This window comes from Achromobacter sp. AONIH1, assembly GCF_002902905.1.
Taxonomy (GTDB): domain Bacteria; phylum Pseudomonadota; class Gammaproteobacteria; order Burkholderiales; family Burkholderiaceae_B; genus Achromobacter.
In genome coordinates this window covers 5173485-5197462 of the sequence record NZ_CP026124.1, presented here as the reverse complement: position 1 = coordinate 5197462, position 23978 = coordinate 5173485, and the positions used below count along the sequence as shown (strand labels likewise).

20 protein-coding genes are annotated in these 23978 nt (G+C 68.2%); 13 read left to right on the top strand and 7 right to left on the bottom strand.

The genetic code is table 11. The features are described from left to right. Positions 1-133 precede the first annotated feature (133 nt). From C2U31_RS23770 to C2U31_RS23730, 9 genes are all read left to right on the top strand, one after another. Entirely contained in the window at positions 134-931 is a 798-nt protein-coding gene (locus C2U31_RS23770; RefSeq protein ID WP_369869795.1) for an ABC transporter ATP-binding protein, read from the top strand. Further along, positions 931-1809 carry a branched-chain amino acid ABC transporter permease gene (locus C2U31_RS23765; RefSeq protein ID WP_103275050.1) on the top strand — a complete coding sequence of 293 codons (879 nt, stop codon included), beginning with the start codon at positions 931-933 and terminating at the stop codon, positions 1807-1809. The genes C2U31_RS23770 and C2U31_RS23765 overlap by 1 nt, the downstream gene beginning before the upstream one ends. 3 nt (positions 1810-1812) lie before the next feature. Continuing rightward, the gene (locus C2U31_RS23760; protein ID WP_103275049.1) at positions 1813-2850 is read left to right on the top strand and encodes a branched-chain amino acid ABC transporter permease; all 1038 of its coding nucleotides are present in this window, start codon (positions 1813-1815) and stop codon (positions 2848-2850) included. 53 nt (positions 2851-2903) lie between these two features. Further along, on the top strand, positions 2904-4082 hold the full coding sequence (locus C2U31_RS23755; RefSeq protein ID WP_103275048.1) for an ABC transporter substrate-binding protein: 1179 nt from the start codon (positions 2904-2906) through the stop codon (positions 4080-4082). Between the two features lie 13 nt (positions 4083-4095). Further along, the gene (locus C2U31_RS23750; RefSeq protein WP_103275047.1) at positions 4096-4920 is read left to right on the top strand and encodes an ABC transporter ATP-binding protein; all 825 of its coding nucleotides are present in this window, start codon (positions 4096-4098) and stop codon (positions 4918-4920) included. Further along, complete coding sequence (locus tag C2U31_RS23745; RefSeq protein WP_103275046.1) at positions 4917-6782, top strand: long-chain fatty acid--CoA ligase; 1866 nt, start codon at positions 4917-4919, stop codon at positions 6780-6782. Before C2U31_RS23750 ends, C2U31_RS23745 begins: the two co-directional genes overlap by 4 nt. Continuing rightward, on the top strand, positions 6779-7933 hold the full coding sequence (locus tag C2U31_RS23740; protein ID WP_103275045.1) for a thiolase family protein: 1155 nt from the start codon (positions 6779-6781) through the stop codon (positions 7931-7933). Before C2U31_RS23745 ends, C2U31_RS23740 begins: the two co-directional genes overlap by 4 nt. 5 nt (positions 7934-7938) lie before the next feature. Further along, the gene (locus C2U31_RS23735; RefSeq protein WP_103275044.1) at positions 7939-8622 is read left to right on the top strand and encodes a TetR/AcrR family transcriptional regulator; all 684 of its coding nucleotides are present in this window, start codon (positions 7939-7941) and stop codon (positions 8620-8622) included. A 129-nt stretch (positions 8623-8751) separates the two neighbouring features. After that, complete coding sequence (locus C2U31_RS23730; RefSeq protein ID WP_103275043.1) at positions 8752-11034, top strand: FdhF/YdeP family oxidoreductase; 2283 nt, start codon at positions 8752-8754, stop codon at positions 11032-11034. Between the two features lie 25 nt (positions 11035-11059). Here C2U31_RS23730 and C2U31_RS23725 read toward each other — a convergent pair whose 3' ends face one another. From C2U31_RS23725 to prfB, 5 genes are all read right to left on the bottom strand, one after another. Continuing rightward, positions 11060-12493, bottom strand: coding sequence for a PLP-dependent aminotransferase family protein (locus C2U31_RS23725; protein WP_103275042.1), 1434 nt, complete (start codon positions 12491-12493; stop codon positions 11060-11062). Between the two features lie 54 nt (positions 12494-12547). Continuing rightward, entirely contained in the window at positions 12548-12871 is a 324-nt protein-coding gene (locus C2U31_RS23720; RefSeq protein ID WP_103275041.1) for a preprotein translocase subunit TatB, read from the bottom strand. 16 nt (positions 12872-12887) lie between these two features. Then, positions 12888-14411 (bottom strand): lysine--tRNA ligase, encoded by a 1524-nt coding sequence (lysS, locus tag C2U31_RS23715; RefSeq protein WP_103275040.1) that lies wholly within the window; start codon positions 14409-14411, stop codon positions 12888-12890. Between the two features lie 8 nt (positions 14412-14419). After that, the gene (locus tag C2U31_RS23710; RefSeq protein ID WP_103275039.1) at positions 14420-15175 is read right to left on the bottom strand and encodes an SDR family oxidoreductase; all 756 of its coding nucleotides are present in this window, start codon (positions 15173-15175) and stop codon (positions 14420-14422) included. 41 nt (positions 15176-15216) lie between these two features. After that, positions 15217-16321 (bottom strand): peptide chain release factor 2 gene (prfB, locus tag C2U31_RS23705; protein ID WP_103275038.1). Its coding sequence is split into 2 segments (ribosomal slippage): positions 15217-16239 and positions 16241-16321, totalling 1104 coding nucleotides; the frame shifts between segments, so codons are not numbered across the junction. A 301-nt stretch (positions 16322-16622) separates the two neighbouring features. Between prfB and C2U31_RS23700 the strand changes: the two genes are divergently transcribed. After that, positions 16623-17933: an MFS transporter gene (locus C2U31_RS23700; protein WP_103275037.1), complete on the top strand. Its 1311-nt coding sequence runs from the start codon at positions 16623-16625 to the stop codon at positions 17931-17933. Between the two features lie 258 nt (positions 17934-18191). Here the strand turns inward: C2U31_RS23700 and recJ are convergent, their stop codons facing one another. Together recJ and C2U31_RS23690 are read right to left on the bottom strand one after the other, a co-directional pair. After that, on the bottom strand, positions 18192-19892 hold the full coding sequence (gene recJ / locus C2U31_RS23695; RefSeq protein WP_103275036.1) for a single-stranded-DNA-specific exonuclease RecJ: 1701 nt from the start codon (positions 19890-19892) through the stop codon (positions 18192-18194). Then, the gene (locus C2U31_RS23690) at positions 19874-20815 is read right to left on the bottom strand and encodes a hypothetical protein (protein ID WP_103275035.1); all 942 of its coding nucleotides are present in this window, start codon (positions 20813-20815) and stop codon (positions 19874-19876) included. Before C2U31_RS23690 ends, recJ begins: the two co-directional genes overlap by 19 nt. A 177-nt stretch (positions 20816-20992) precedes the next feature. Here C2U31_RS23690 and C2U31_RS23685 point away from each other — a divergent pair, with 177 nt between their 5' ends. From C2U31_RS23685 to C2U31_RS23675, 3 genes are all read left to right on the top strand, one after another. Then, positions 20993-22225 (top strand): lipoprotein-releasing ABC transporter permease subunit, encoded by a 1233-nt coding sequence (locus tag C2U31_RS23685; RefSeq protein ID WP_233772911.1) that lies wholly within the window; start codon positions 20993-20995, stop codon positions 22223-22225. Further along, complete coding sequence (gene lolD / locus C2U31_RS23680; protein WP_103275033.1) at positions 22218-22907, top strand: lipoprotein-releasing ABC transporter ATP-binding protein LolD; 690 nt, start codon at positions 22218-22220, stop codon at positions 22905-22907. Before C2U31_RS23685 ends, lolD begins: the two co-directional genes overlap by 8 nt. 107 nt (positions 22908-23014) lie before the next feature. Further along, the gene (locus C2U31_RS23675) at positions 23015-23833 is read left to right on the top strand and encodes a TatD family hydrolase (protein ID WP_103275032.1); all 819 of its coding nucleotides are present in this window, start codon (positions 23015-23017) and stop codon (positions 23831-23833) included. Positions 23834-23978 lie beyond the last annotated feature (145 nt).

Genomic DNA, 23978 nt, shown 5'->3' with positions numbered 1-23978 from the left:
CTCGCGGGTTGTCGCCAGTGCTTGCTGGATACCGAAGGGCCGTCGCCTCGCGCGCCGGCCTGCCGGCTCGACAAGAAGCGGACTTCGCGTCCCTGCGAGGAGACTACAGGTGGATCAATCCGACAGCGCCCCCTTGCTGGAGGTGGACGGGATCACGCTGGCGTTCGGCGGTATCAAGGCGCTGACCGGCGTGGGTTTTCGCGTGCAGCCCGGCTCCATCACCACCGTGATCGGACCCAACGGCGCCGGCAAGACCTCGCTGTTCAACACCATCTCCGGCTTCTACCATCCCGCCTCGGGCCAGATCCGTTTCCAGGGCGCCGATATCACGCGCAAGCCAGCGCCCGAGCGCGCCAGGCTGGGACTGGCTCGCAGTTTCCAGAACATCTCGCTGTTCCGCGGCATGACGGTGCTGGACAACATCAAGCTGGGTTGTCACGCGCACCTGCGCAGCAACGTGCTGGACGCGCTGCTGTACCTGGGCCGCGCGCGGCGCGAGGAAATGGCGCTGCGCGCCGAGATCGAGGAACGCATCATCGATTTCCTGGAGATCGACCACATCCGCCACGCGCCGGTGTCGGCGCTGTCCTACGGCTTGCGCAAGCGCGTGGAACTGGCGCGGGCGCTGGCGATGCGGCCCAAGGTGTTGATGCTGGACGAGCCGGTGGCCGGCATGAATCGTGAAGAGACCGAGGACATGGCGCGCTTCATCCTGGACGCGCGCGCCGAATGGGGCGTGACGGTGCTGATGGTGGAGCACGACATGGGCATGGTCATGGACCTGTCCGATCACGTGGTGGTGCTGAACTTCGGTCAGGTGATCGCCGACGGCGCGCCGGCGCAGGTGCAGGCCGATCCCGAGGTGATCAAGGCATACCTGGGCGCGGGCGACGTGGGCGACCTGCGCCGCCGCCTGCGGGAGGCGGCCTGATGGACGGGCTGTTCTTTCTGGAGGTGACGCTGGCCGGGCTGGGCAGCGGCGGCCTGTACGCGCTGGCGGCGCTGGCCTTCGTGATCGTCTACAAGGCGACCCGCGTGGTCAACATCGCCATCGGCGAGTTCCTGATGATGGGCGCCTACGCGTTCTATGCCTTCGCCGCCGGCATGGATTGGCCGGTCTGGCTGGCCATCGCCGGCGCGGTGGCGGCCTCGGGCCTGCTGGGCGCGGTGGTCGAGCGCCTGACCATACGTCCGATGCTGGGCGAGTCGCCGATCTCGGTGTTCATGGTGACGGTGGGGCTGGCCTCGATCCTGGTGGGCGTGGTCGAGCTGGTCTGGACGGCCGACCAGCGGCGGCTGCCGGAGTTCATGCCGCGTTCGCCGGTGATGGTGGGCGAGGCGTTCGTGGCGCCCAAGGTGTTCTACGGCTTCTGGGTGGCGGCGGCGCTGATCCTGGTGGTGCTGGCGATATTCCGCTACTGGCGCGGCGGCGTGGCCCTGCGCGCCACTGCTGCCGACCAGGGCGCGGCCTACGCCATGGGCATCAACGTGCCGCGCGTGTTCTCGCTGGCCTGGGTGGCGGCGGGCGCGATCGCGGCGGTGTCGGGCGTGATCGTCGGCGCCATCGGCGGCATTTCCTCGTCGATGGGCGTGTTCGGCCTGTCGGTGTTGGTGGTGGTGATCGTGGGCGGCCTGGACAGCGTCGTCGGCGCGTTGGCGGGGGGGCTGTTCATCGGCGTGCTGGAAGCCTGGGCCGGCGCCTACCTGGGCGGCGAATACAAGCTGCTGGCCACTTTCCTGGTGCTGGTGGCGGTGCTGATGGTCCGGCCTTACGGCCTGTTCGGCACCCGTGAAATCGAGAGGCTCTGAACCATGCGCATCGCGACCGCGAAGCAGACCTACCAGGCGGACGAGGCGCTGTTCGATACGCGCGTGCAGCGGCTCTGGCTGCTGTTCCTGGCGGCGGCGCTGGCGCTGTTTCCCTTCGTTGCCGACGCCTACTGGCTGTACCTGGCCTGTCTGGTGGCCATCAACGTGGCCAGCGCCACCGGGCTGAACATCCTGACCGGCTACACCGGGCTGGTCAGCCTGGGGCAAGCCGCCTTCATGGGCCTGGGCGCGTACACGGTGGCGGTGCTGGAGCAGCGGCTGGGCACGCCGGCGCTGCTCAACCTGCTGGCAGCCGGCGTGGTGGCGATGCTGGGCGGGCTGGTGGTGGGCGTGCCGTCGCTGCGGGTGAAGGGGCTGTACCTGGCGATCTCCACGATCGCCGCGTCCTTCATCGCGCACTTCATCTTCGCCAACGGGTCGTTCACCGGCGGCACCGCCGGCCTGCAGGTGCCGCCCGCGCGGCTGTTCGGGGTCGACCTGGATACCTCGTTCCGGATCTACTGGCTGATCGTGCCGCTGACCGCGCTGATGGTGCTGGGCGCGGCCAATCTGTTCCGCACGCGCATCGGCCGCGCCTTCATCGCCATCCGCGACCGCGACATCTCGGCCGAGGTGCTGGGCATCCGGCTGCTGCGCTACAAGCTGCTGTCCTTCGGCCTGTCCTCGTTCTACGCGGGCGTGGCCGGCGGTCTGTGGGCCTACTTCTTCCGCGTGGTCACGCCGGAGAGCTTTCCGCTGATCATGTCGATCTTCTTCCTGGCCGCCGTCATCGTGGGCGGCATGGGATCGATCCTGGGCTCCATCCTGGGCGCGGCCTTCATGACCATGGTGCCCGAGATGCTCAAGCTGGTGGTGGGCTGGCTGCCGGTCGGCGGCGACGCGCTGAGCCTGATCTCGCCCGTGCGCACCATCGTGTTCGGCCTGCTGATCGTGGGCTTCCTGATCTTCGAGCCGCTGGGGCTCGCGGAAATCTGGCGGCGTGTGCGCCGCTATTTTCACCTCTGGCCGTTCCGCGCCTAGCCCGCGGACGCCGCAGACAAGCAGACTACAAGCAGACCACAAGGAGACATCCCATGAAGCGCATCCCGACAGGCGGTTTGTTGAAATGGCTGGCCCCCTTGGGGCTGGCGGCGGCGCTGGCCGTCGCGCCCGCGGCCCAGGCCGAGGAAGACCTGGTGCTGGGCGGCTCGATCCCGCTGAGCGGCGTGTTCGCCTTCGCCGGCCAGGGCATCCACGCCGGCATCACCGACTATGTGAAGATCGTCAATGACCAGGGCGGCATCAAGGGCAGCAAGCTGCGCTACGTGCCGGAAGACACCGCCTACAAGGTCGACGCCTCGGTGGCCGCCTTCAAGAAGATCACCAGCCAGAACAAGGTCAACTTCTACTACGGCGATTCCACCGGCTTTTCCAAGACCATCAACGCCGAACTCAACCGCGCGGGCAACATCCTGATGACCGGCGCGTCCTTCGCCACCGAGTTGAACGACCCGGCCAAGTATCCGGCCCAGTTCATGCTGGGGCCGGACTATACCGAGATGTTCGGCATCCTGCTGCGCTACATCGCCAAGGAAAAGCCGGGCGCCAAGGTCGCCTTCGTGTATTCGGACACCGAGTTCGGCCGCGATCCCATCGCCAGCTCGCGCGCCGTGGCCGAGAAGCTGGGCCTGAAGGTGGTCACCGAGATCATGACGCCGCCGGGCAGCGTGGACGTGTCCACCGAGGTCATCAAGCTGCGCCGCGCCGATCCGGACTACACCATCTTCCACGGCTACGTGCTGGCGCCGATTCCGGAATTCGTCGGGCAGGGCAAGCGCATGGGCCTGAAGACTCGGTACATGGGCACCTTCTGGACCATGGACAATTCCACCGTGATGCAGATGGGCGAGGACGCCGAGGGCTTCATGGGCGTGATGCCGTACCGCTATTACTACGACCAGGCGGCCGACGCGCCCATGCTGAAGAAGATCCGCGAAATGCGGCCGCAGTACCAGAGCACGGGCTACATGCAGGGCTTCCTGGCCGCCATGCTGTTCACCGAGGCGGCCAAGCGCACGCTGGACGCGGGCAAGGACCTGAGCGCGGCCAACATGAAAGCGGCGCTGGACGGCATCAAGGATTTCGACACCGGCGGCCTGATCGGCGTGCCCATCAGCATGAAGGGCAATTCCATTCCCGTGGGCCGGATCTACCGCGCCGACGTGAAGCAGAAGCAGATGGTGCCGGCTTCCGACTGGATCGTGCTCAAGTAAGGCGGACGCGGCCATGACCGAGGGACAGGAAGCGCCGCGCGCGCTGCTGGACATCAACAACATCGAAGTCGTCTACAACAAGGCGGTGCAGGTGCTGCGCGGCCTGTCCCTGTCCGTGCCGGCCGGCGGCATCGTGGCGCTGTTGGGCAGCAACGGCGCGGGCAAGTCCACCACGCTCAAGGCCGTGTCAGGGCTGCTGGACCTGGAGGATGGCGCGCTGGTGGCCGGGCGCATCGCTTTCGATGGCGGCGACACCGCCGGCGCGCGGCCGCAGAACCTGGTGCGCGCCGGGCTGGCGCACGTGATGGAAGGGCGGCGCGTGTTCGAGGACCTGAGCGTCGAGGAAAACCTGATGGCCGCCACCTACGCGCTGACCGGGCGGCGCGACGCCAAGCCGGACTTCGACCTGGTGTACGGCTACTTTCCCCGGCTGCATGAACGGCGCAAGGGCCTGGCCGGCTATCTGTCGGGCGGCGAGCAGCAGATGCTGGCCATCGGCCGGGCGCTGATCGCGCAGCCCAAGCTCATGCTGCTGGACGAACCGTCGCTGGGCCTGTCGCCCATGCTGGTCGAGAACATCTTTTCCATCATCGCGCGCATCAACCGCGAGCAGGGCGTGGCCATGCTGCTGGTGGAGCAGAACGCCTCCGTGGCGTTGGCGGTGGCGCACTACGGCTACATCATGGAGACCGGCAAGGTGGTGATAGACGGCAGCGCCGACAAGCTGGCGGCGGACCCGGACGTGCGCGAGTTCTACCTGGGCGTGGGCGGCGCCGGCGAGACGCGCGGCTTCCGCGACATCAAGCACTACAAGCGCCGCAAGCGGTGGCTGTCATGAGCGGCGCGCGCGACCGCATGTCGGTGGTGGGCGAAGCGCGCCCGGCCTGGCCCGAGCTGACGCTGCCGCAGATGCTGCGCGAGCAGGCGCGGCGCCAGCCGGACGGGCTGGCCTTGCGCCAGAAGGACTTTGGCATCTGGAAGCCCAGTAGCTGGGCGGAATACTGGCGGCGCGCCTGCCGCGTCGGCCTGGGGCTGCGCGCGCTGGGCCTGGCGCCGGGCGGGCGCGTGGCCATCGTCTCCGAGAACCGCATCGAGTGGCTGCTGACGCAGATGGGCGCGGGCGCGGTGGGCGCGGTCGCCGTGGGCGTGTACGCCACCAGCCCGGCCGAGGAAATGGGCTATGTGCTGGAACATGCCGACATCGAACTGGTCGTGTGCGAAGACCAGGAGCAGGTCGACAAGGTGCTGCAGGTCGCCGACCGCCTGCCGGGCCTGCGCCGCATCGTCGTGATCGAGACCAAGGGCCTGCGTTCCTATGCCGTCGCCGAGCGCGCGCGCATCGTTACCTTCGCGCAGGTCGAGGAAGACGGCCAGCGGCGCCAGGACCTCGAACAGGGGGCGCTGGATGCGGCGCTGGATGGCCAACGCCTGGCCGATATCGGGCTGATGATCTACACCTCGGGCTCGACCGGCAAGCCCAAGGGCGCGATGCTGAGTTACCGCAATATGCGCGGCGTCGCCTGGGGCATCGCCGAGCGGCTGGAGATGGACGCGCGCAGCGTGCACCTTTCCTATCTGCCTCTGTGCCACGTGGCCGAGCAGATGCTGTCCACCTTCGTGCCGATCTACGTGGGTTCGCAGGTGAATTTTGGCGAATCCATCCGCACCGTGCAGGAAGACCTGCGCGAGGTCGCGCCCTCGATCTTCCTGGGCGTGCCGCGCATCTGGGAAAAACTGCACGCGGCGATTTCCATCAAGATGCAGGAAGCCGGACGCCTGCAGCAATGGCTGTACCGGCGGGCGCTGACGGCCTGCGCGCCGTTCCTGGAAAAGTCGTCGGCGCAATACAGCTGGCGCGAACGTTGGACCCATGCGTTGTGGTACTGGCTGGTGCTGCGCGCCTTGCAGAACTTCATCGGCCTGCGGCGCGTGCGGGTGGCGATGACCGGCGCGGCGCCGATTCCGCCGGACGTGGTGCGCTACTTCCGCAACATCGGCGTGCCGCTGCTGGAGGTCTATGGCCTGACCGAGTCCTCCGGCATGATCTTCGGCCAGCATCCCGACCGGGTCAAAGTGGGCACCGTGGGCGAGCCCATCGCCGGCGTGGGCTGGCGCGTCGGCGAATCCGGCGAACTGCAGGTGCGCGGCGACATGGTGTTCGAGGGTTACTACAAGAACCCGCAGGCCACGGCGGATACCGTGCGTGACGGCTGGCTGCACACGGGCGACGTGGTGGCGGTGCAGGGCGGGCGGGTGCGCATCGTCGACCGCATGAAGGACATCATGATCACCTCCGGCGGCAAGAACCTGACGCCGTCCGAGATCGAGAACGCGGTCAAGGGCAGTCCCTATGTGAAGGAGTGCATCGTGATCGCTGACGGACGCAAGTACGTGTCGGCGCTGGTGCAGCTGGAATTCGACACGGTCGGCAAGTGGGCCGAGTCGCGCCGCATCGCCTTCACGCACTTCCGTTCGCTGGCCGAGCATCCGCAGGTGCGCGCGCTGGTCGAGCAGGAGATCGCGCGCGCCAATCAGGGCCTCGCGCCGGTGGCGCAGATCAAGCGCTTCCACCTGCTGACCAAGGAACTGGATCATGATGACGGCGAAGTCACGGCGACCATGAAGGTGCGCCGCGCCAGCATCTATCGCGCTTACGCGCATGAAATCGAAACGCTTTACGCCGAGGAGAACGCGGCATGAATGAAGCGGTGATCGTGCAAGCCGTGCGCACGCCTTTCGGCAAGCGCGGCGGTGTCTGGGCCGATACGAGGCCAGACGATTTGCTGGCCAGCGCGGTGACGGGCCTGTTGCGGCGGGCCGGGCTGCCCGGCGAGCGGGTCGACGACCTGATCGCCGGCTGCGTCAGCCAGGCGGGCGAGCAGGGCGCCAACATCGGCCGCCTGGCCGCCATGCTGGCCGGACTGCCAGAGACGGTGCCGGGCGTGTCGCTGAACCGCATGTGCGGGTCCAGCCAGCAGGCCGTGCATTTCGGCGCCCAGGCCATCGCCGCCGGCGACATGCGCTATGTGATCGCCGGCGGCGTCGAGAGCATGAGCCGCGTGCCCATGTTCCTGGACGTGACGCTGGGCCAGGGTGAGTTCCGGGGCTTCGACACGCTCAATCCCGCATTGCTGCAACGCTATCCGCTGGTGCACCAGATCGAGAGCGCCGAACGCATCGCCGAGCATTGGGGGCTGACGCGCGCCGAGATGGACGACTGGGCGCGCCAGAGCCATGCCCGCGCCTGGGCGGCGGCGGGCGCCGGCCTGCACGACGAGCTGCTGCCAGCCCCCGCCGGCGTGCCGGCGCGCGATGAAGGCATCCGCGAACACACTGACCCCGCGCGCATGGCGGCGATGGCGCCGGCGCTGCGGCCGCCGGGGCAGGGCGGCGTGACCGCCGCCAATGCCAGCCAGCTGTCCGACGGCGCCGCCGCCGTGCTGCTGGCCGACATGGACGCCGCGCTGGCCGACGGTCTGCGTCCGCTGGCGCGCTTCAAGGCGCGGGTGGCGATCGGCTCGGACCCGGTGTTGCAGCTGACGGGCGTGATCCCCGCCGCCGAGCGGGCGCTGGCGCGCGCCGGCCTGACGCTGCGCGACCTGGACTGGATCGAGATCAACGAGGCCTTCGCCAGCGTGGTGCTGGCCTGGCTGCGCGCCACAGGCGCCAATCCCGAGCGTGTCAATCCCTGGGGCGGCGCCATCGCGCACGGCCATCCGCTGGGCGCGACCGGCGCGGGCCTGATGGCCAAGATGCTGGCCGGGCTGCGCGCCATCGACGGACAGTTCGGCATGCAGCTGATGTGCATCGGCCACGGCATGGCCACGGCCACCATCCTGGAACGGCTGTAGCGAACATGGACAAGCGGGGCGACGATCCGGACATCCGCGGCGCGGCGCGCGATGAAGGCCCGGACTCTGCGCGCCGCCGCGAGGTGATCCTGACCGCCGGACGCCTGTTCCGCGAACATGGCTATGAACGCACCACGGTGCGCGAACTGGCGAAGGCCGTGGGGCTGCAATCCGGCAGCCTGTTCCATCATTTCCGCAGCAAGGAGGAGATCCTGGTCGCGGTGATGGACAACGGCATCCAGGAGGTGCTGGACCATGGCCGGCAGGCGCTGGCGCGTTATGCCGCGCCGGCGGACCGGCTGGCCGCGCTGTTCCGCGTGCATATGTGGAGCATGCTGCACGGCGCGGGCGGGGATGCGATGAATGCGCTGGTCTATGAATGGCGCAGCCTGTCGGCTCAGAGCCAGCGCGGCGTCAAGGTCCTGAGCGATCTTTACGAAGGGATGTGGCAGGAAACGGTGGCCGCCGCCGTGTACGCCGGCCTGCTGGCCGGCGACGCGCGTGTGATCAAGCGCTGCGTGCTGGGCAGCATGAACCTGACGGTGCAATGGTATCGGCCGGACGGCCGGCTGGCGCCGGATGCCTTCATCGAGGCGATGTTGCAGGCCTGCCTGCCGGCGCTGCCAGCGGGAGTGGGGAAATGGCCCTTGGCGCCGCCAGGCGATGGCGCAGTGCAACGTCCGCGCTAGGGGATGATTCCGGAAACGCAACTGTGCTCGTTCCAGGGACGTCAATCTGTACTCTTTTTTGTCATCGGCGACTCATTACATTAACCAACATCAAGGTCAATGAGCGCGCAAGGTGCTAAGGAGGCAGTCATGAGCAAGCGAGAGGTTCCGGGCATACGCAGGTACGATGCTCCCGCCGGCGGCTGGGGCGCCCTGAAGGCGACCGCCCAGGCGGTCCGCCAGCAGATGACGGCGCTGGAGGCGCCGCTGGTGCTGATGCGCACCAACCAGCCCGCCGGCTTCGATTGTCCAGGCTGCGCCTGGCCCGACAAGGAGCATCGCTCCACCTTTCAGTTCTGTGAAAACGGCGCCAAGGCCGTCACCTGGGAAGCGACCAACAAGCGGGTCACGCCCGAATTCTTCGAGCGGCACACGGTGACGGAGCTGCTCGAACTCAGCGACTACGAGCTCGAGAACTTTGGCCGGCTGACGCATCCGATGGCCTATGACGCGGCCAGCGACAAGTTTCGTCCGGTGTCGTGGGAAGCGGCGTTCGCGCGCATCGGCCAGGTGTTGCGAGGCCTGGACTCGCCGGACCAGGCGGAGTTCTACACGTCCGGGCGCGCGTCCAACGAAGCGGCCTACCTGTTTCAGCTGTACGCCCGCGAGTACGGCACCAACAATTTTCCCGACTGTTCGAACATGTGCCACGAAGCTACCAGCGTGGGACTGCCGCAGTCCATCGGCATCGGCAAGGGCACCGTGTCGCTGGACGATTTCGAGCGGACCGAGCTCATCATCTCGATGGGTCACAACCCCGGCACCAACCATCCGCGCATGATGGGCACCCTGCACGAGGCGGCGCGCCGAGGCGTGCCGATCATCGTCTTCAATCCGCTGCGCGAGCGCGCGCTGGAACGCTTCGCCGATCCGCAGGACGTCCTGGAAATGGCGACGTTCCGCTCCACGCCGATCGCCTCGACCTATTTCCAGGTCAAGGCGGGCGGCGACGCGGCGGCGCTCAAGGGCATCATGAAGGCGCTGCTGGAGCTGGATGAGCAGCGCGGCGGCATCCTGGACCGCGATTTCATCGCCATGCACACCGAGGGCTACGAGGCGCTGGCGGCCGACCTGGCCGAGACGCAATGGCCGCAGATCGAGAAGGAGAGCGGCCTGACGCGGGCGCAGCTGGAGCAGGTGGCCGAGGCCTATGCCAAGTCCAATGCCACGATCATCACCTACGGCATGGGCCTCACGCAGCACAACACCGGCACCTGGAACGTGCGGCTGATCGCGGACCTGCTGCTGTTGCGCGGCAATTTCGGCAAGCCTGGCGCCGGCATCTGTCCGTTGCGGGGCCATTCCAACGTGCAGGGCAACCGCACGGTGGGAATCACCGAGAAGCCCTCGGAGGCCTTCCTCGACAAGATCGAGGAGGTTTTCGGCTTCACGCCGCCGCGCGCGCATGGCCATGATGCGGTCAAGACCATGCAGGCCATGGCCCGGGGCGAGGCGAAGGCGCTGATCTGCCTGGGCGGCAATTTCGCGGTGGCGATGCCCGATCCGGAGCAGGCGTTCGCCGCCATGCGGCGACTGGACCTGAGCGTCCACCTGGGCACCAAGCTCAATCGTTCGCATCTGCTGGTTTGCAAGGAGAGCTACATCCTGCCCGTGATCGGCCGCACGGAACTGGACATGCAGGCCAGCGGCGCGCAGTCCATCACGGTGGAGGATTCGATGTCGATGGTGCATGCCTCGGCAGGCCGGTTGCGCCCGGCGTCGCCGCAGCTGCGTTCCGAGCCGGCGATCGTCGCCGGCATGGCGGCCGCGACGCTGGATCACAGCAAGGTCGACTGGAACGGGCTGGTGGCGGACTACGACCGCATCCGCGACCTGATCGAGCGCACCATACCCGGCTTCGACGGCTACAACGAACGCATCCGCGTGCCTGGCGGGTTCCGCATGCCGCTGCCGCCGACCGAACGCCGCTGGCCCACGCCCTCGGGCAAGGCCATGTTCTCGGTGTTTCCCGGCGTGCGCGAGAACTACGAGCCCTGGGCCGACGATGTGCTGCGCCTCATCACCATCCGCAGCCATGACCAGTACAACACCACCATCTACGGCCTGGACGACCGCTATCGAGGCGTGTTCGGCCGACGGGACGTGCTGTTCATGCATCCCGCCGACATGGCCGAGCGCGGCCTGGAGCATGGCGACCTGATCGAGATCCAGACGATCTCCGCGAATCGCGCGCTCAGGCTGGGCGGCATCACCGTCATCGAGTACGACATCGCGCGCGGATCGGTGGCGGCCTATTATCCGGAAGCCAATGTGCTGGTGCCGCTGGACTATATCGACGAAGAGTCCGGCACGCCGTCGTACAAGTCGATTCCGGTGCGCATCCTGCGCCAGGAGACAGCGCAGGCGGCCTGAGTCGCCGGGCAGAGTAGTCGCGCCGTCAGCGTCTGGCGCGCAGGGCGCTGGCGGCGATCTTGCCGACGGTGGCCACCGCCTGCTCGACCTCGCGCGACCAGGGGCTGCTGTAGTTGAGCCGGATGAAATTGCGGTAGCTGTCGGAGACCGAGAACATGTAGCCCGGCCCGACGGTGATGCCGCGCTCCAGCGCCCGCTGGTAGATTTCCATGCCGTCGATCGGCGCGGGCAGTTCCACCCACAATACGTATCCGCCTTGCGGGTTCGAGGTGCGCGTGCCTTCGGGGAACCATCGGTGCACCGCGTGGCGCATCAGGCCGGCCTGCTGTGCGTAGGCCTTGCGCATGCGCCGCAGCCTGTGGTCGTAGCCGTCGCGCTCCAGGTATTCCGCGATGGCCAGTTGCGGAATCGCGGGCGTGGTCAGCGTGTTTAGGAATTTCAGCTTCTCGACCTGGTCGCGGTAGCGGCCCGGCAATGCCCAGCCGATGCGGTAGACGGACGTCAGGGTCTTGGAGAAGGACGAGCAGTGCAGTACCAGGCCCTTGGTGTCATGGGCCTTGAGCGTGCCGGGCGGCGTGTCGCCGTAGTAAAGCTCGTTGCAGACCCCGTTCTCGATGATGGGCATGTCGCGTTCCGTCGCCAGCCGGACCAGCGCCGCCTTGCGCTCATCGGGCATGCGAAAGCCCAGCGGGTTCTGGAAGTTCGGCATCACCATGCAGGCGGCGATGGGTAGCTCGCGGGCCAGCCGGGCAAGCATGTCCACGTCGATGCCCAGCTCCGGATCGGTGGGAACCTCGACCACTTTCATGCCCATGCGCTCGATGGCGTGCAGCATCGCGTAGAAGGTGGGCGTTTCCACCGCGATCACGTCGCCCGGCCTGGCCACGGCCTGCAGGCACAGATTGATGGCCTCGGTCGCGCCCACGGTGACGATGGGCTCGGCCGGATCGACGACCAAGCCCTGGTCCAGGTGGCGCCGCACGATCTGCCGCAGCAGCTGGGGGTGTCCTGGGGGCAGGGCGTTGCGCAGCTCGTTCAGCGAGGCGTCCTTGCTCGCGGCATGGGCGTAGCGGCCGAGCTTGTCGAAGGCGAAGCCGGCGGGGTCGGGATAGGGCGAGCCCAGCGGGATGGCGTGGCCTTGCGAGATTGTGCGCAAGGTGGACAGCACCAGCCGACTGACGTCGACCGGGGAAGAAATGGCGATGGGCCGTGCCGTGTCGGCCTGGCCGCCGGCCGGGGCGCGCTCGCCAGCGGGCGGAGTCACGTAGAAGCCCGATTGGGGGCGACTCTTGATGAGCCCGCGGCTTTCCAGCAGCAGATAGGCGCGCAGGACCGTGGTGATGCTGACCTGGCGCTGCCTGCTGGTTTCTCGCACCGATTGCAGGCGCTCGCCGTCGCGATAGACGCCCTTGAGGATCTGCCCTTCGATATCCCGCGCCAACTTCTCGTAGAGCTTCATGGGCTGCCTTGAGGTCGTGGAGGCAATCTTGCTCGAGTCGGAGGAGGCCGGGTGTCAGCCCCTGCGCTTGAGGAACGCGCCTACCGCGCAGGCCACGGCCAGTGCCAGCAGGCACCCTGCCACGGGCAGTAGGTAGTCGGCCTGGCCGCGATAGCCGCCGCCGGTCACGCCGCCGGCCACCGCGCCCATCCACAGCACCGCGCTCATCAGCGAAGCCAGCAGCGACAGCGCGGCGCCGACGCACAGGGCGACGAATGCCGGCTTGCGGCGCGCCGGCGCGGCGTGAAAAGCGCCGGCGGCCTGGCCGCGCCGGGGTTGCTTGATCAGGTAGACCAGCCCGGCGGCGACCGCCAGCAGCACCAGGATCTTGAAGAACATGGCGCGGTTCCCGACCTCAGTCCTCGCGGCGCAGGTGCGGGAACAGGATCACGTCGCGGATGCTGGGGCTGTCGGTCAGCAGCATGACCAGGCGGTCGATGCCGATGCCGCAGCCGCCGGTCGGGGGCATGCCGTATTCCAGCGCGCGGATGTAGTCCGCGTCGTAGTACATGGCTTCCTCGTCGCCGGCGTCCTTGGCTTCGACCTGCGAGCGGAAGCGCTCGGCCTGGTCCTCGGGGTCGTTCAGCTCGGAGAAGCCGTTGGCGATCTCGCGGCCCGTCATGAACAGCTCGAAGCGCTCGGTGATGCCCTCGCGCGCGTCGGACGCGCGCGCCAGCGGCGACACCTCGACCGGGTAGTCGATGATGTAGGTCGGGTTCCAGAGCTTGGCTTCGGCGGTTTCCTCGAACAGCGCCAGCTGCAGCGCGCCCAGGCCGGCGCGCGACAGCACCGGGCCGTCGGCGTCGGCGCCCAGTTTCTTCAGCTCGGCGCGCACGAAGGCGGCATCGTCCAGCTGCGCCTGGGTGTAGCCGGGCGCGTACTTGAGGATGGCTTCGCAGATGGTCAGGCGGTCGAAGGGCTTGGACAGGTCCAGCTCGCGCTCTTGATAGGTGAGCACGGCGCTGCCGGTGGCCGAGATGGCGGCCTGGCGGATCAGCTCTTCGGTGAAGTCCATCAGCCAGCGGTAGTCCGCGAAGGCTGCGTAGAACTCCATCATCGTGAATTCAGGGTTGTGGCGCGGGCTGACCCCTTCGTTGCGGAAGTTGCGGTTGACCTCGAACACGCGCTCGAAGCCGCCCACGATCAGGCGCTTGAGGTACAGCTCGGGCGCGATGCGCAGGAACATTTCCATGTCCAGCGCATTGTGATGCGTGACGAAGGGCTTGGCCGCGGCGCCGCCCGGGATAGGGTGCAGCATCGGCGTTTCCACTTCCAGGAAGCCGGCGTTCAGCATGAACTGGCGGATGCTGCCCATGGCCTTGCTGCGCGCCTCGAAGGTGCGGCGCGTGGCGTCGGTCATGATGAGGTCGACGTAGCGCTGGCGGTAGCGCAGTTCCTGGTCGGCCACGCCGTGGAACTTGTCCGGCAGCGGACGCAGCGACTTGGACAGCAGGCGCGCGGTGGTGGCATGCACCGACAGCTCGCCCTTGTTGGTCTTGAAGACCGACCCCTCGATCGCGATGATGTCGCCGATGTCCCATTGCTTGAAGGCCGCGTACACGTCCTCGCCCAGCGCGCCGCGTTCCAGGTAGATCTGGATGCGGCCGCTGCTGTCCTGCAGCGTGGCGAAGCTGGCCTTGCCCATGACGCGCTTGAGCATCATGCGTCCGGCCACCTTGACGGTGACAGGGTTGGCGGCCAGGGCTTCCTGCTCCTGGCCGTCGTACTTGTCGTGCAGCGCGGCGGCGCGGGCGTCGGGAACGAAGTCGTTGGGGTACGCGACCCCGGTTTCGCGCAGTTTGGCCAGCTTGGCGCGCCGTTCGGCGATCAAGCGGTTTTCATCCTGGGCGGTGGCCGGAGCGGTCGTGTGGTCGGTCATGGTGGGGATCAGTCGTAATTGCGGATGTCGTCGATTTCAGTCGTGCCGAAATCGTCGCGATCCAGGTAGGCGAGGATGCGGGTGGCCACGTTGGCGGGCGAGGACAGCTTGCCGGTGGCGTGGAATTCCTGGAACTTGGACAGCGCGGGGAAATGCGCCGGGTCGCTGGAGCGGATCGCGACCTGCATGTCGGTGTCGACGATGCCGGGCGCCAGCGAGACGACGCGCGCGCCGGTCTCGCCCTGTTCCTGCTTGACCACGCGCGAGTACATGTCCAGCGCCGCCTTGGTGGCGCAGTACACGCCCCAGCCGGCGTTGGGATTGCGGCCCGCGCCGGACGAGATGTTCAGCACGCGGCGGTCGGCCGGAAGGTCCTCGACCGCGGCCAGGAAGCGCGCGGTCAGCAGCATGACGGCGGTGACGTTCAGGTTGAAGGCCGAGGCGATGGCCTGGCCGTCGATCAGCGCGTCGGTGCCGGACACAGGATGCACCGTGCCCGCGTTGTTGATCAGCAGGTAGCGCTTGGCGTCGCGCGGCAGCGCGGCGCAGATCCGTTCGGCGGCCTGTTCGGCGGCGCGCAGGTCGGACAGGTCCACGGCCAGCTGCTCCAGCTGCGCGTCCTGGGCGCGCGCGTGCGCGGCCAGCTCGGGATCCTCGCGGCGGGCCAGCGTGATCAGGCGCGTGCCCGGTTTGGCCAGCTGGCGCGCCATGGCGGCGCCGATGCCGCGCGAGGCGCCGGTGAGGATGGCGACGGTGTGAGTCATTCAGGGACCTCCGGATGCGATCGATGTAAGGGACGGGCCGCTCAGACGCCTTGCTTCAGGCTGGCCTGGATGAACGGGTCCAGGTCGCCGTCCAGCACCTTCTGGGTGTTGGAGATTTCCACGTTGGTGCGCAGGTCCTTGATGCGGCTCTGGTCCAGCACATAGGAACGGATCTGGTGGCCCCAGCCCACGTCGGTCTTGGAGTCTTCCAGCTTCTGCTGCTCGGCCATGCGATTGCGCATTTCCAGCTCGTAGAGCTTGGACTTCAGCATCTGCATGGCTTCGGCGCGGTTGCGGTGCTGCGAACGGTCGTTCTGGCACTGCACCACGATGCCGGTCGGCATGTGCGTCAGGCGCACGGCCGAGTCGGTCTTGTTGATGTGCTGGCCGCCGGCGCCGGACGCGCGGTAGGTGTCCACGCGCAGGTCGGCCGGATTGACCTCGACCTCGAAGGAATCGTCGACTTCGGGGTAGACGAACACGCTGGCGAACGACGTGTGGCGGCCGCCCGACGAGTCGAACGGGCTCTTGCGCACCAGGCGGTGCACGCCGGTCTCGGTGCGCAGGTAGCCGAAGGCGTACTCGCCCTCGATCTTGATGGTGGCGGATTTCAGACCCGCGACTTCGCCTTCGGATTCTTCCAGCACTTCGGCCTTGAAGCCCTTGCGCTCGGCGTACTTCAGGTACTGGCGCAGCAGCATCGAGGCCCAGTCCTGCGCTTCCGTGCCGCCGGCGCCGGCCTGGATGTCCAGGAAGCAGTTCAGCGGGTCGGCCGGGTTCGAGAACATGCGGCGGAATTCCAGCGCTTCCAGCTTTTCCTGGAAGCCGTTGGCGTCCAGCTCGATCGATTCGAGCGTGGCGTCGTCGTCGTCCGAGGCGGCCAGCTCGAACAGCTCGTTCGAGTCGGACAGGCCGGTGCCCAGCGCGGTCAGCGTTTCCACCACGTCTTCCAGGGCTTTCTTCTCACGGCCCAGGTCCTGGGCGTGCTTGGGATCGTTCCAGACCGAGGGATCTTCCAGCTCGGCGTTTACGACTTGCAGGCGTTCGGCTTTGGCATCGTAGTCAAAGATACCTCCGTAGAGCCTGTTCGCGCTCCGCGTAGTCGGCGAGGCGGGCGGCGAGCTGGTTCTGACGTTCGGCTTCCATGATTGATCCTATCCTGATGACTTTTGTGCGAAACCGGGCATTTTACCGTGGATGGAGCCGACCAGCGGGCGGAGGGCGAAGGAGGGGGACGGATACGCTCGACGCGTCGGGTTGCGGCGCCCGGTGGGAACGGCCTGGCGTGGCGTCTAGGGGTTTGCGCGCGGTCCGGCGGATTGTTCAGCTTTCTGTCAATCGGCGGGTTCTAGGCTGGCGTGGCGCCGGCCGCTCCCAAGGCGGACCGGGCGCGCCGCCAGGCTGGCCGGCTGCCAGCCGCATCCCGACAGAGGACAGGAGACTAGCAATGGAAAACACCATGGCCCCCGGCACGGCGCCGGCGGTACCGGCGTCAGAGGAAGACCGGATCTACCGCAAGGTGGGGTGGCGGCTGGTGCCGCTGCTGGTGGTCTGCTACGTCGTGGCCTATCTGGACCGCGTCAACGTGGGCTTCGCCAAGCTGCAGATGCTGCAGGAACTGCAATTCAGCGAGACGGTGTACGGGCTGGGCGCCGGGATCTTCTTCATCGGCTACTTCCTGTTCGAGATTCCCAGCAACATCATCCTGCACAAGGTCGGGGCGCGCGTCTGGATCGCGCGCATCATGATCACCTGGGGCCTCATTTCCTCGTGCATGATGTTCGTGAGCAGCGTGCCCATGTTCTATGCGCTGCGCTTCCTGCTGGGCGCGGCCGAGGCGGGCTTCTTCCCCGGCATCATCCTGTACCTGACCTACTGGTATCCGGCCGCGCGGCGCGGGCGCATCACCACCTTCTTCATGACGGCGGTGCCCATGTCGGGCCTGATCGGCGGGCCCATCTCGGGCTGGATCATGAACACCTTCCATGGCGACCACGGCCTGTCGGGCTGGCAGTGGCTGTTCCTGCTGGAAGGCATCCCCTCGGTCATCATCGGCGTGCTGGTGCTGCTGTGGCTGGACGACCGCATCAACAAGGCCAAGTGGCTGACCGCCAATGAAAAGGCCGTGCTGATCCGCAACATCGCCGCCGAGGAGCAGCACAAGGAAGATCCGCCGATCCGCGCCGCGCTGGCCAAGCCGCGCGTCTGGGCCATGGCGCTGATCTACTTCTCGTTCGTGATGGGCCTGTATGGGGTTGGTTTCTGGATGCCGACGCTGATCAAGGCCACCGGCGTGCAGAGCCCGCTGGCCATCGGCCTGTTGACGGCGGTGCCCAACCTGTTCGCGGTCATCGGCATGATCCTGATCGCGCGCAACTCCGACCGCAACCGCGAGCGCCGCTGGCACGTCGCCATTCCGGCGCTGTTCGGCGCGCTGGGCCTGCTGTTCTCGGCGGTATGGAGCGGCAACACCGTCCTGGCCATCGTCGCGCTGACCGTGGCCAACATCGGCATCTGCACCGTGCTGCCGCTGTTCTGGAGCCTGCCGACCGCGCTGCTGGGCGGCACCGCCGCCGCGGCCGGCATCGCGCTGATCAACTCGGTGGGCAACCTGGCCGGCTTCGTCAGCCCCTACCTGGTCGGCTGGCTCAAGGACATGACCGGCACCACCAACACCGGCCTGTACATGCTGGCCGCCTGCCTGGTGGTCGGCGCGCTGGTGGCGCTGGCGCAGCCCGCCAAGCTAGTCAATAAGTAGACAGCGCCAAGCCGCGGGCAAGGCCAAATCCGGCCTGCCCGCGGCAACCACATTCAAGCAACCGACGGCGCCAAGCGCCTCACGTCCCTAGAAAGACGCTCGCCCCCAGACCGGGGCCACGCGGAGCCGGCTTTGCCGGTCCGCAGTGGCGCCCCCTTGAGGGGGAGCGCGTAGCGCTCGGGGGTGGGCCGGTCCTTCCGGTCCGCAGTGGCGCCCCCTTGAGGGGGAGCGCCATAGGCGCTTCGGGGGTGGGCCCCTTCATTCAGCGTGTTCGATGACCAGCTGCACCGACACCATCCCGTTCCACACGTTCTGCTCCAGCCGGTAGGCCGCCTGGATGCGTTCGGGCAGCGACTGGTCGTGGCCGAACCAGATGGCGTCGAAGCGTTGCTGGCCGCGTTCCAGCGACAGCTTCAGGTGCTTTTCGCCGACCAGGCGCTGGTTGCGCACGGTGAACTCGTCCAGGAACAGCGGCGCGGCGAAGCCGGCGCCCCAGACCTGTTGCTGGAGCAGACCGGCCACTTCCGCGTTGGCGTAGCCCGATTCGAGCGAGCCGTCGGTCTCGATGACCGGCTCGAACGAATCGCGGCCGGTCAGCTCGCGCACCGCGGCGTCGAAGGCCGGGGCGAAGGCGGCGAAATCGTTGCGGCCCAGCGTCAGGCCGGCGGCCATGGCGTGGCCGCCGAACTTGCGGATCAGGTTGGGGTTGCGCTTGGATACCAGGTCCAGCGCGTCGCGCAGGTGCACGTCGGGAATCGAGCGGCCCGAGCCGCGGATCTCGTCGTCGCCGGCCGGCGCGAAGGCCAGCGTGGGGCGCCAGAATTTCTCCTTCAGGCGCGAGGCCACCAGGCCGACCACGCCCTGGTGCCAGCCCGGGTCGAACACGCAGACGGTGGCGCCGGCGGCGGCGTTGGGCTCTTCCATCGCGGCCAGCGCCTGTTCGCGCATCTCGGCCTCGATGGTGCGCCGCTCGCGGTTGATGTTGTCCAGCTCGCGCGCCATCTCCAGCGCCTGGGCCTCGTCGTCGGTGGTCAAGCAGGCGATGCCCAGGCTCATGTCGGCCAGGCGTCCGGCGGCGTTGATGCGCGGACCCAGCGCGAAGCCCAGATCGAAGCCATTGGCGCTGCGCGGCTCGCGGCCGGCCACGGCGAACAGGGCGCGCAGGCCCGGTTGCAGGCGGCCGGCGCGCATGCGCTGCAGGCCCTGCGTGACCAGCAGGCGATTGTTGGCGTCCAGCTTGACCACGTCGGCCACGGTGCCCAGCGCCACCAGGTCGGACAGCGCGTCCAGCCTGGGGCCGCCGTCGGCCGCGTAGACGCCGCGCCGGCGCAGCTCGGCGCGCAGCGCCAGCATCATGTAGAAGATCACGCCCACGCCGGCCAGGTTCTTCGACGGAAAGCCGCAGCCGGGCTGGTTGGGGTTCACGATGGCCAGCGCGTCGGGCAGCGTGTCGCCCGGCAGGTGGTGGTCGGTGATGACCACGCCGATGCCGGCGGCATTGGCGGCGGCCACGCCGTCGACGCTGGCGATGCCGTTGTCGACGGTGATGATGATGTCGGGTTTGCCGTTGCGATGGGTCACGGCCAGGTCGACCACGGCAGGCGACAGGCCGTAGCCGGTCTCGAAGCGGTTGGGCACCAGGAAGTCCACGTCCGCGCCCATGGCCGACAGCGCGCGCAGCCCGACCGCGCAGGCGGTGGCGCCATCGCAGTCGTAGTCGGCCACGATGAGCAGGCGGCGGCCGGCCTGGATGGCGTCGGCCAGCACGCCGGCGGCGTGCGCGGAATGGGTCAGGCCGGCCGGCGGCAGCAGCGCGGGCCAGGCCAGCTTGGTCTGGTCGGGATGGGTGACGCCGCGCGCGGCCCACAGCCGCGCCAGCAGGGGATGGATGCCCGAAGCCTGCAGGGCGCGCAGCGCGTCCTGGTTGGCGGGGCGTACGGTCAAGCGGGGTGAGACCACCAGGCGCTCCAGTTCTTCTTGGGCGCGGGCAGCCAGCCTAGCAGGCTGCCGCGCGGTTTCAGGGTGAGGGCGACGCTGCGGTCGTCGCCCAGCAGCAGCAGTTCGGTCGGGGCGCCGGGCAGGCCCTGCTTGCCGGACCGGGCGCGCAGCTGCGCGTCCAGCGCGGGCAGCGCGTCCAGCCAGGCGGCCCAGTCGCCCGCGCGTTGCGGCGCGTCCAGGCCGTCCAGGATCAGCTCCTGTCCGGGCGGCGCGATGCGCCAGGGGCGGGCGCCGCCGTACAGCCAAAGCGCGTTGACCGGCGCCACGCCGCGCGCGGCGCGCGCCTCGTTGACCGGATGGTCGTGCCAGGCCATCTGTATTTCATTGAGCAGCCGGCGCCACGGACGGGTTTCGGCGTCCTGCTTCCACCAGTCGTTCAGCCGGTGGCCGGCCACGGCCAGCGGGCTGGCGGTGGCCGGCCGCAAGCCTTCGGGCAGGCGCAGGCGCCAGCGGCGCGCGTCCAGCGGCTCGGCCGCGAAGCCGGTGCCGTCGAACAGCGGCCGCACGGTGTCGTACAGCGCGGCGCTTTCCTCGGCGCGCAGGTCCATCTGGTCCGGATCGGCCAGCATGGCCTGGTCCGCGCCCAGCGCCAGGTGCGCCAGTTCTGCCAGCCAGACCGGCTCGCCGTCCTGGGGCTGGTCCTGCGTCAGCAAGGGGCCCAGGCCGGCGCCCAGGGGCAGGCCGGCCTCGGGCCGGTGGCCGGCGCGGCGCAGCTGCCAGGCTTCGAAGGCGGTGCAGCCGTGCGCGCGCAGGTCGTAGGGTTGGGCGCGCGCGGCGCCGGCCTGCAGCCAGACGTGCAGCGCGGGGGCGCGCTCGGGCAGCAGCTTGGCCAGCTCGGCGGCCACGGGGAGGGCGGGCAGGGCGCCCGGTATCACGATCAGCATGGGCGGGATTGTAGTCTGGCGATGGCGGGAACTAAGGCCCGCCGCCATCTGCCATAGGTGGATACGCCTGGTCTTGGAACCGCACATCCGCGGCCCCGATTTCCTGGCCGTTAATGCCATAATGCGCTCGTGCTGAAAATACCCTACGAATTCTGGATCGGCGCCCGCTATGCCGGGCTGGCCCGGATCCGCCAGCGACGCGGCCGCCGCGATCGCTTCATCTCCTTCGTCGCCGCGAGTTCGATGGCGGGCATCGCGTTGGGCGTCGCCGCCCTGATCGTGGTGCTGTCGGTCATGAACGGCTTCCAGAAGGAAGTGCGCGACCGCATGCTGTCGGTGCTGCCGCACATCGAACTCTACATACCCGGCGCCGCGCCCGAGCGCGTGCTGGACCAGTGGCAGCAGTACGCCGACGCCGCCAAGAAGAATCCCGCCGTCAAGGCCGGCGCGCCCTTCGTGGCGGCGCAGGGCATGCTGGTGCGCGGGCAGGCGCTGCGCGGCGTGCAGGTGCGCGGCATCGATCCCGCCACCGAGGGCGGCGTGTCCGACCTGCCCAGGCAGATGGTCACGGGCAAGCTGTCCGACCTGAAGCCCGGCGGCTTTGGCGTGGTGCTGGGCAACGAGCTGGCCGACGGCATGGGCGTGAAGGTCGGCGACACGCTGATGATGATGGCGCCGCAAGGCTCGATCAGCCCCGCCGGCTTCGCGCCGCGCATGCGTCAGTTCACCGTGGTGGGCGTGTTCTCTTCCGGCCACTACGAATACGATTCCTCGTTGGCCTTCGTCGACGACGAGGACGCCGCCCGCGTGTTCCGCGACAGCGGCACGGCCGGCGTGCGACTGCGCGTGGCCGACATGCAGAGGGCGCCCGAGGTGGCCGCCGAGCTGGCCCAGGTGCTGCCGCCCTACATGATGGCCAGCGACTGGTCGCGCAACAACCGCACCTGGTTCGCCGCGGTCAAGACCGAAAAGCGCATGATGTTCCTGATCCTGGCGCTGATCGTGGCCGTGGCCGCGTTCAACCTGCTGTCCTCGCTGGTGATGGCCGTCAAGGACAAGCAATCCGACATCGCCATCCTGCGCACGCTGGGCGCCGGGCCGGGCGAAGTGGCGCGCATCTTCCTGGTGCAGGGCGCGCTGATCGGCGTCATCGGCACATTGCTGGGCGTGGCCGGCGGCATCGCGATCGCCTACAACGTGGACGTGATCGTGCCCTTCATCGAACGCCTGCTGGGTGTGCAGTTCCTGCCGCGCGAGGTGTATTTCATCAGCGCGCTGCCGTCCGACCCGCAGGTCAGCGACATCGTCACCATCGGCCTGACCTCGCTGGTGCTGTCGCTGCTGGCGACGCTGTATCCCAGCTGGCGCGCCTCGCGCCTGCAACCCGCACAGGTGCTGCGCCATGATTGATTCCGCCACCCCCGCGCTGCAGGCCGATCAGCTGGTCAAGTTCTACGACGAAGGGCCGACGCGCATCGACGTGCTGAACAACGTCAGCCTGACCGTGGCGCGTGGCGAGATGGTCGCCATCGTCGGCGCCTCGGGCTCGGGCAAGAGCACGCTGCTGCACATCCTGGGCCTGTTGGACGTGCCGTCCAGCGGTTCGGTCACGGTGGACGGCAAGCTGGCCGTCGGTCTGTCCGAGGCGCGCAAGAGCGCGCTGCGCAACCAGAGCCTGGGCTTCGTCTACCAGTTCCACCATCTGCTGCCGGAATTCTCGGCGCTGGACAACGTGGCCATGCCGCTGATCGTGCGGCGCCAGGATCGCGAGCAGGCCCGCGCGGCCGCGCGCGAGGTGCTGGGCATGGTGGGTCTGGCCGCGCGCGAAGAGCACTATCCCGGCCAGCTTTCCGGCGGCGAACGCCAGCGCGTGGCGCTGGCGCGCGCGCTGGTGACGCGGCCGGCCTGCGTGCTGGCCGACGAGCCCACCGGCAACCTCGACCGCCATACCGCGCACAATATGTTCGAGCTGCTGTCGCGCGTGAACCGGGAATCCGGCACGGCCTTCGCCATCGTCACGCATGATCCGGAACTGGCGGCGCGCGCCGACCGCCAGCTGCTGATGGAAAACGGCCGCCTGGTTTCAGGCTGATCGTTTTCGCGCCGTGGGTCCGGGCGGATGCCGCTTGCGCGTCCGCTGGACTTGCCGGCGCGCCCTCCGGGCAGGCGCGGGCGCATAATGCCCACCAGGAGCCCGCGATGCTGATCGACACCCATTGCCATCTAGACGCCGCAGAATTCGACGCCGACCGGCCCGAGGTGGCCGCGCATGCGCTGCGGGCCGGCGTTACCGCCATCGTGATCCCGGCTGTCGAACGCGCCAACTTCGGCGTGGTGCGCGACCTGGCACGGCGCACCGCCGGCGGCGCCTATGCGCTGGGCATCCATCCGCTGTATGTCGAGCGCGCGGGCGAGGGCGACTTGCAGGCGCTGCGCGAGGCTGTTCAGCAGGCCCTTGATGATCCACGCTTCGTCGCCATCGGCGAGATCGGGTTGGATTTCTTCGTGCCTGAGATCGCCGCCGGCGCGCCGCGCGAGCGCCAGGAACATTTCTACGCGGCCCAGCTGGCGCTGGCCGCCGAATTCGGCCTGCCGGTGCTGCTGCATGTGCGCAAGTCCCAGGACATCCTGCTCAAGCACCTGCGCCGTCATGGCCGCATCGGCGGCATCGCCCATGCCTTCAACGGCAGCGCGCAACAGGCGCAAGCCTTCGTCGACCTGGGCTTCGCGCTGGGCATGGGCGGGGCCATGACCTACGAGCGGGCGCTGCAGATCCGCCGCCACGCCACCGACGTGGCGCTGGAGCACCTGGTGCTGGAAACCGACGCGCCGGACATTCCGCCCGCCTGGCTGCATCCGCCCGACCGGCGCAACCGGCCGGGCGAGCTGGCGCGTATCGCGGACACGCTGGCGACGCTGCGCGGGCTGACGCCGGAACAGGTGGCGCGGGCGACCAGCGCCAATGCCTTGCGGGTGCTGCCCAGGTTGGCCGGGGTTGTCGGACTGACGCCCGCCTGAGATCTTTTGTCCCGATTTGTTGGGACGAGATCGTGAAAATTGTCGTGTAAATACGTCATTTTGATCAGATTTTTCTGAAATCTGTCATTTGTCTGAATAAAGCCTGACAAATAATTGAATCAGTTAATGGGAATAAATACCATTG

Excerpts from the sequence above, each read along its gene's own strand:
- C2U31_RS23765 (WP_103275050.1), top strand. The coding sequence starts at position 931 with ATGGACGGGCTGTTCTTTCTGGAGGTGACGCTGGCCGGGCTGGGCAGC.
- C2U31_RS23760 (WP_103275049.1), top strand. The coding sequence starts at position 1,813 with ATGCGCATCGCGACCGCGAAGCAGACCTACCAGGCGGACGAGGCGCTG.
- C2U31_RS23755 (WP_103275048.1), top strand. The coding sequence starts at position 2,904 with ATGAAGCGCATCCCGACAGGCGGTTTGTTGAAATGGCTGGCCCCCTTG.
- C2U31_RS23750 (WP_103275047.1), top strand. The coding sequence starts at position 4,096 with ATGACCGAGGGACAGGAAGCGCCGCGCGCGCTGCTGGACATCAACAAC.
- C2U31_RS23745 (WP_103275046.1), top strand. The coding sequence starts at position 4,917 with ATGAGCGGCGCGCGCGACCGCATGTCGGTGGTGGGCGAAGCGCGCCCG.
- C2U31_RS23740 (WP_103275045.1), top strand. The coding sequence starts at position 6,779 with ATGAATGAAGCGGTGATCGTGCAAGCCGTGCGCACGCCTTTCGGCAAG.
- C2U31_RS23735 (WP_103275044.1), top strand. The coding sequence starts at position 7,939 with ATGGACAAGCGGGGCGACGATCCGGACATCCGCGGCGCGGCGCGCGAT.
- C2U31_RS23730 (WP_103275043.1), top strand. The coding sequence starts at position 8,752 with ATGAGCAAGCGAGAGGTTCCGGGCATACGCAGGTACGATGCTCCCGCC.
- C2U31_RS23725 (WP_103275042.1), bottom strand. The coding sequence starts at position 12,493 with ATGAAGCTCTACGAGAAGTTGGCGCGGGATATCGAAGGGCAGATCCTC.
- C2U31_RS23720 (WP_103275041.1), bottom strand. The coding sequence starts at position 12,871 with ATGTTCTTCAAGATCCTGGTGCTGCTGGCGGTCGCCGCCGGGCTGGTC.
- lysS (WP_103275040.1), bottom strand. The coding sequence starts at position 14,411 with ATGACCGACCACACGACCGCTCCGGCCACCGCCCAGGATGAAAACCGC.
- C2U31_RS23710 (WP_103275039.1), bottom strand. The coding sequence starts at position 15,175 with ATGACTCACACCGTCGCCATCCTCACCGGCGCCTCGCGCGGCATCGGC.
- C2U31_RS23700 (WP_103275037.1), top strand. The coding sequence starts at position 16,623 with ATGGAAAACACCATGGCCCCCGGCACGGCGCCGGCGGTACCGGCGTCA.
- C2U31_RS23690 (WP_103275035.1), bottom strand. The coding sequence starts at position 20,815 with ATGCTGATCGTGATACCGGGCGCCCTGCCCGCCCTCCCCGTGGCCGCC.
- lolD (WP_103275033.1), top strand. The coding sequence starts at position 22,218 with ATGATTGATTCCGCCACCCCCGCGCTGCAGGCCGATCAGCTGGTCAAG.
- C2U31_RS23675 (WP_103275032.1), top strand. The coding sequence starts at position 23,015 with ATGCTGATCGACACCCATTGCCATCTAGACGCCGCAGAATTCGACGCC.